The organism is Cyanobium sp. BA20m-p-22, assembly GCF_024346275.1.
Lineage (GTDB): Bacteria > Cyanobacteriota > Cyanobacteriia > PCC-6307 > Cyanobiaceae > Cyanobium_A.
Genome location: NZ_JAGQCQ010000281.1, coordinates 1 through 5,116 on the forward strand (window position 1 = coordinate 1; position 5,116 = coordinate 5,116).

The 5,116-nt window shown below is 48.7% G+C and carries 4 protein-coding genes and 1 pseudogene; 1 reads left to right on the forward strand and 4 read right to left on the reverse strand.

The features are described from left to right. Positions 1 to 650 (reverse strand): DUF4041 domain-containing protein (locus KBZ15_RS18155; protein WP_255016625.1); only part of this gene is annotated, 650 nt, incomplete at its 3' end. Positions 651 to 1,361: 711 nt separating this feature from the next. After that, a complete protein-coding gene (locus KBZ15_RS18160) occupies positions 1,362 to 2,678 on the reverse strand; it encodes a S1C family serine protease (RefSeq protein WP_255016626.1) in 1,317 nt (438 codons plus the stop codon). A 150-nt stretch (positions 2,679 to 2,828) separates the two neighbouring features. Between KBZ15_RS18160 and KBZ15_RS18165 the strand changes: the two genes are divergently transcribed. Then, a complete protein-coding gene (locus KBZ15_RS18165; protein WP_255016627.1) occupies positions 2,829 to 2,987 on the forward strand; it encodes a hypothetical protein in 159 nt (52 codons plus the stop codon). 136 nt (positions 2,988 to 3,123) lie between these two features. Here the strand turns inward: KBZ15_RS18165 and KBZ15_RS18170 are convergent, their stop codons facing one another. Further along, a complete protein-coding gene (locus tag KBZ15_RS18170) occupies positions 3,124 to 3,975 on the reverse strand; it encodes a hypothetical protein (protein ID WP_255016628.1) in 852 nt (283 codons plus the stop codon). Between the two features lie 344 nt (positions 3,976 to 4,319). Beyond that, positions 4,320 to 5,116: pseudogene (locus KBZ15_RS18175) on the reverse strand (hypothetical protein); the annotation flags it as partial.

A 5,116-nucleotide genomic window follows, 5' to 3' on the forward strand; every position in this document is an offset into this window, starting at 1 on the left:
AGATCGAGATAGCGGGTGTTCAGCTTGCAGAAGTCGTACTTCTCGGTGATTGCGTTGATGGCATCGAAGGCAGTGCGGATGCGCTTCCCCATGGATTCGACGTTACGGTAATTGACCCGGGCAACAAAGGAGTCGCTCTCCCCGTTGAATGCGCGGAGCATGAGCTTCAAGGTTTTCTTCTGCGCAGCCTTCCCTTGAGTAACGGAACCGTTGAAGGACAGCGACTGGGTGGCGTAGGCAGCCGCTTTGACTTTGTTGTTCCCAGTGCCGTCTTCACGGAGCATGGCCTTCTGCTCTTCGCGAATCCGGGACAGCTCTGCTTCGTAGCTAGGAACATCTGCGAAGTCATAGCGCGGCTCGTAATAGCCGACCTCCACCAAATAGGCAGCATCACTGGCAAGCGCCAGCTCCTCGTGGATGCGGGTAAGGCCACGCTTGGCAGATTCGATCTCAGCGTTAAGCTTTACTTCCTGTTTCAGCAGCTTCTCAACACGCTCCTCCCCCAGCTGGACATGCAGGTCGATGTCAATGGCGGGCTTGAACCGCCGGGTGAATTCTTGAAGCTGGGATTGGGCAGTCTTCAGGGCTTTTGCCTGGCCAATGCCCCAGGCTATAGCGGCGATGGCCACAAGCAGCAGCAGAAGGGCCATGGTTTGGTGGTGGTGTAGACCTACAGGTAACTCTCTGGCACTCCGTTATGGGAATATTTAGCGGAATCCTTCACGAAGTCCGCTTGATTAAGACCACCCATCTTTCGAGCTATTGCAGGCATTGCTCTCTGGCTCACTTCTGACTGACCAGTCCATTGCGGGCCCATGTCCCATGGCGCTTGCGGGACTCCACCCTCTCTTGCTCTGACAGCCCGGGCCAGGGTGCCCAGCTCAAGCGGCACGGTGCCGTGTATCACGCGGGGAGCATTCAGTCGGGCAGCACCTACTTTCGGGTGAGGTGACTGTGCAAGAACCGCATAATCTTGAGCTGCAGATTGGGGAGAAGGTCCTGGTCGATGCCTCTCACACCCGCTGGGACAACCGGCATGGAAGCCTCCACCGCATTGAGAGGGGCCAGCGCAGCTAAGCGAGGGTGATCCTGGATGGCACTACCAGCCGCTTCCCAGTGAGCCAGGTGAGCAGGCTTTAGCTTGACGAGGGGTTGGGGTGAACAGTAAGGAGCCCGCATCTGTTTCGGTGCCCTCGGGGCCCCCCGCCGTCCCAGAGATTTCAAAACCCCACTTATTGACCAAAGACAATATATTGTTTGTCCTCAATCCCAATTATGCAGCAGCCGGGGGCTACCCCCCCCCTGCTTAAACAAGATCTATTTACTAAAGGATTGAAATTACGTTTTAAGGAGCAACATTGTTACTGAGCAATGTTGCCACAGGCATTTAATAACTTTGGATTTACAGCAACCGGCGCGCGAAGCTCAAGTGCCTTTAAGACGTCAACTATGGATATTGCAAAGTTTATATTTTGAAGTGATCTGCCATCAGCGGTTTGGTTGAGTCCATATGTATTGACACCGAGAAGCTCACCGCGACTATTAACTAAGGGGCCGCCGCTGTTGCCTGGGCTGATAGCAGCGTCGTGCTGCACAAGTAATACTCCTTCGGGTGCGAGACCTCTTAGCTGATCTACAGGTTGCCTGACAGCACTTACTACACCTTTTGTCACTGTTCCAGCAATTCCATCGGGTGAACCAATAGCTATCACATCCTGGCCAGCTTTGGGATAAGAAAGATAGCAAATAGGCAGTGGGGCTGCTTGCAACCTTGTGTCTGGCTTTAGTATTGCAAAATCTAGTTGTTTGTCAATATAAACAACAGAAGCTGTCGTTTTTTGGTTGCTTGAGGTTGAAATCTGGAACTTGCCGACACCCGACCCTGTGACGACGTGTCTATTGGTCATTATGAGTCCGTCTGTTGAGACAATAAATCCACTTCCAAGAGATTTATCAGTTCTTATAGAGACTACCGATGGCGCAATTTTAGGGATCAGGTCTTCAGCAGGAAGACTAGACTTGCTGACCGTACTGATTTGAATAGAGACTTTTGGTTTCTGCCATGTTTTTTGTTCTGCCTGGAAAAGTCTTGCGATTGACTTCAATGTTCCTTTCCCAACCGGAAAAACTTTGGTATCCCCCCTACCCTTACTTAACTTGATTGACAGGGACTGATCCCCATTAGTACTGATAATATTACTTATAAAGGACTGAGGCAAAGAATATTCACCTGAGTCGCCATAAACAAGATAAGTTTCCCCTGCATAATATAGCTCAATTACACCGCTGAATTCTCTAAAATCGGAGCCACTAGTACATACCCAAAGACCACAGCCTCCGTACATATATTGATAGCCTGTCACGGTGTCGCTACCCCAGCGAGTAATAAGCCCTTCCGTCACCCCATTGCTGACATTTGTTTTATAGTCGCGATCAAGTACAACGTAATAATAATCCCCTGAAACCTTAGAGGTCACCTTGATAAGCTTGGACCATTCGTCAAACTTAACCTTTGGATTTTTCCAGTCAACATCTATTTCTTTATCCACAACATTGCCATAGGTGATTGGCTTTATTCTTGCGGCATCTGGTATATTCGCATTTGCAATAGCGCCGTTGGCGCCAAGCAAGGAAATTGATACAAAAAGACCAGCCGCTAATTTTGATTTAAAGCTCATAATAATTAAATTCCACTTGCGAATCCTATCAACATTGCTCCTGCATGTGAACTACAACAACTAAATTCTTAATCCTAGACATTGGTGCCAATTATTAGCCGGTGTCGGGTTACGGACCTTGAGATCCACAATTAGCGGTACGACACCCTTGTGAGCCGACTGTTCGATGTGATTGTTGACCTGCCCGAGGGCATCACGGTGGTGCCGGTCTTCTCTGCTGATAAGGCCGAGGCCCTGGAGGCCGGCAAAGAGCTGTTCCCCGCCCATCGGGTCACGGTGGTGCTGAAGGAGGGAGAGCCAGGCACTTGACCCCAGGCGTTCGCTGAATGGTATGCACTACAGCTTGCCACCGAGGCGCTCGCGATGACTTCGATTACTGCTTCTAGCGCCTGAATGGCATTAGGAAACATCCGATCGCAGGAATCACAGGAGGCAGAATGATATCCTAATTGTTAAAAAAATTGCTGTAGTTAAATTCAATGCTTGAGCAATTTTCCTTGCCCCCTTCTTTGGCTGAATACTTCTTCATTGCCTCTTTTGCGGCAGATGGATTAGCTTTGGCCCATTCTTTGAGTTTCGGATCTTCCTCTAGTCGTCGATTCCAGGGACCCATTTTGCACAGTTCTTTCTCCCTTTGGCGCTTGGCATCCGCTTCCTTGGATTGTGCTTCGCGTGAAGCAATTTCTGCCGGACTTATTGAGCCCTCGTTGAGAATACGGATGACGATTGGATACATGTAATCCAGTGGCAATTGACCATAGGGGACTCTGCAGATGGACATGCCAAAAAGCCCCTTGGTATAGCTCCAGTTTATCGCCGAGGCTCCGTACGCAGAATTAAAAGCGTCAACCGATTGCTTGAGGACCTCGCAGGCGTATACGTCCTCGCCCTTCATATATTCCGAAAGTTGATAGGATTTGGCTCTTATCTGCAGATCCCATGCACTTTGCATCACATTGAAAAGTCTTGAGGCAAGACTAGCTTTTTGCACTGCCAATGATTCCGGGAAACTCCCTTCAACAAGTGCGAGTTGGTCAATTACAGGCTGAAAAGTGATTGTTGAGTCTCTTAAATTTGTTCCTGATGTCAAACGAGCTGCTACCTGCTTCATCGCCCCTCTCAAGGGTGTCAGTTCATCACCGGCTTGGATAGAAGGTGTAGTGAAGGCTTTGACACAACCAACAAAATCACGGGCGTCTTTGCACTGCGCAGCCACTTTCGGATCCACCTGAGCCCACGCAGGACCAGTCAGCAGGACCGCAGCGGCGGTAGCGGTGGCGGTCAGGATGCTGCCCATGACTAGGCGATTAGCGGTGCCATGCATTATCCCTGTTCCCTTGCCATCGGGTCACGGTGGTGCTGAAGGAGGGCGAGCCTGGCACCTGAGCCGCCAGAACAAGAAGTTAAGCGAAATATAAGCATTTAAGAGCCAGAGCTTTGACCCGAAAGAGGAGCCTTAGATGAATTTATTCACAAAGATAAATCAACCGCTTAACTTTATGAAATGACAAAACAGATTTGAGCGGCAGCAGGAGCTCGAATTCAAGTTGTATTGGCTAACAAAATATGGCTTGCAAAACAGTCAATATGATTTGACAGCTACGTTAATGCCATAAGCATCAATTTTTTGAGGCGCAAGAATTAGGCATACCAGGCTACGCCTTCATTGATATATGTCCTGGACAAAATAGCTTGCTCCTCAATGCTAGAGCTGTATACATGAGAATCGGCAGTCGGATCATAAAACCGCAGGACTGACATGCCTTCCTTAGCGGGGAGTGCGGATGCGGGGTATACACTGAAAGCAATTCCTTCATATGCATACCCAGATGTGGCGTTGCCACGCAAGGAGGCAACTTCTGCATCATTTGCGCTATAAAAATGCTTAAATGTACGTTGATTCAGGAAGCGGTGCACTGCCTGCGTTGCGTCTTGCTTATTTTGAAATGCAACTCCTTCATTTAACCAGATAAATGAGCTTGCAGACGGACCAGTACTTAACAGGCCTGTGAGGCTATCAACTTCAAACAGATTTGCCGTGAGAAGGAATTCACCTGTTTGATAATTTCTTAAACGATAAACATCTAGATTCCCAATCGAGACATCAGAGATATCAAAATATTTACTGATTTCGTATCTGTTTTCCTGTTCTGGGAAAAGACTTTGCGATGGTGGAGCCGAATAAAAGTCGACAAAGAATCCTTCGTCACCTTCTGTTTTTAAATCGGCCGTAATATTTTCGTAGAAGTATGCAAATCCATCGTCTCTGACAACTGCTTTCCCAATGAGTGACTTTGAGGCAAAGTCGTCCGAAGTGATGCGCTTACCGCTTAATTTATAATATATTTCTTCACTAGGTTTCTTGTCTGCTGCGGAAACTCGTATTCCGAAGCCCAGCGTTCCTTCAGGGATCTTGCCCATGGGAAGTGTAGGGAATA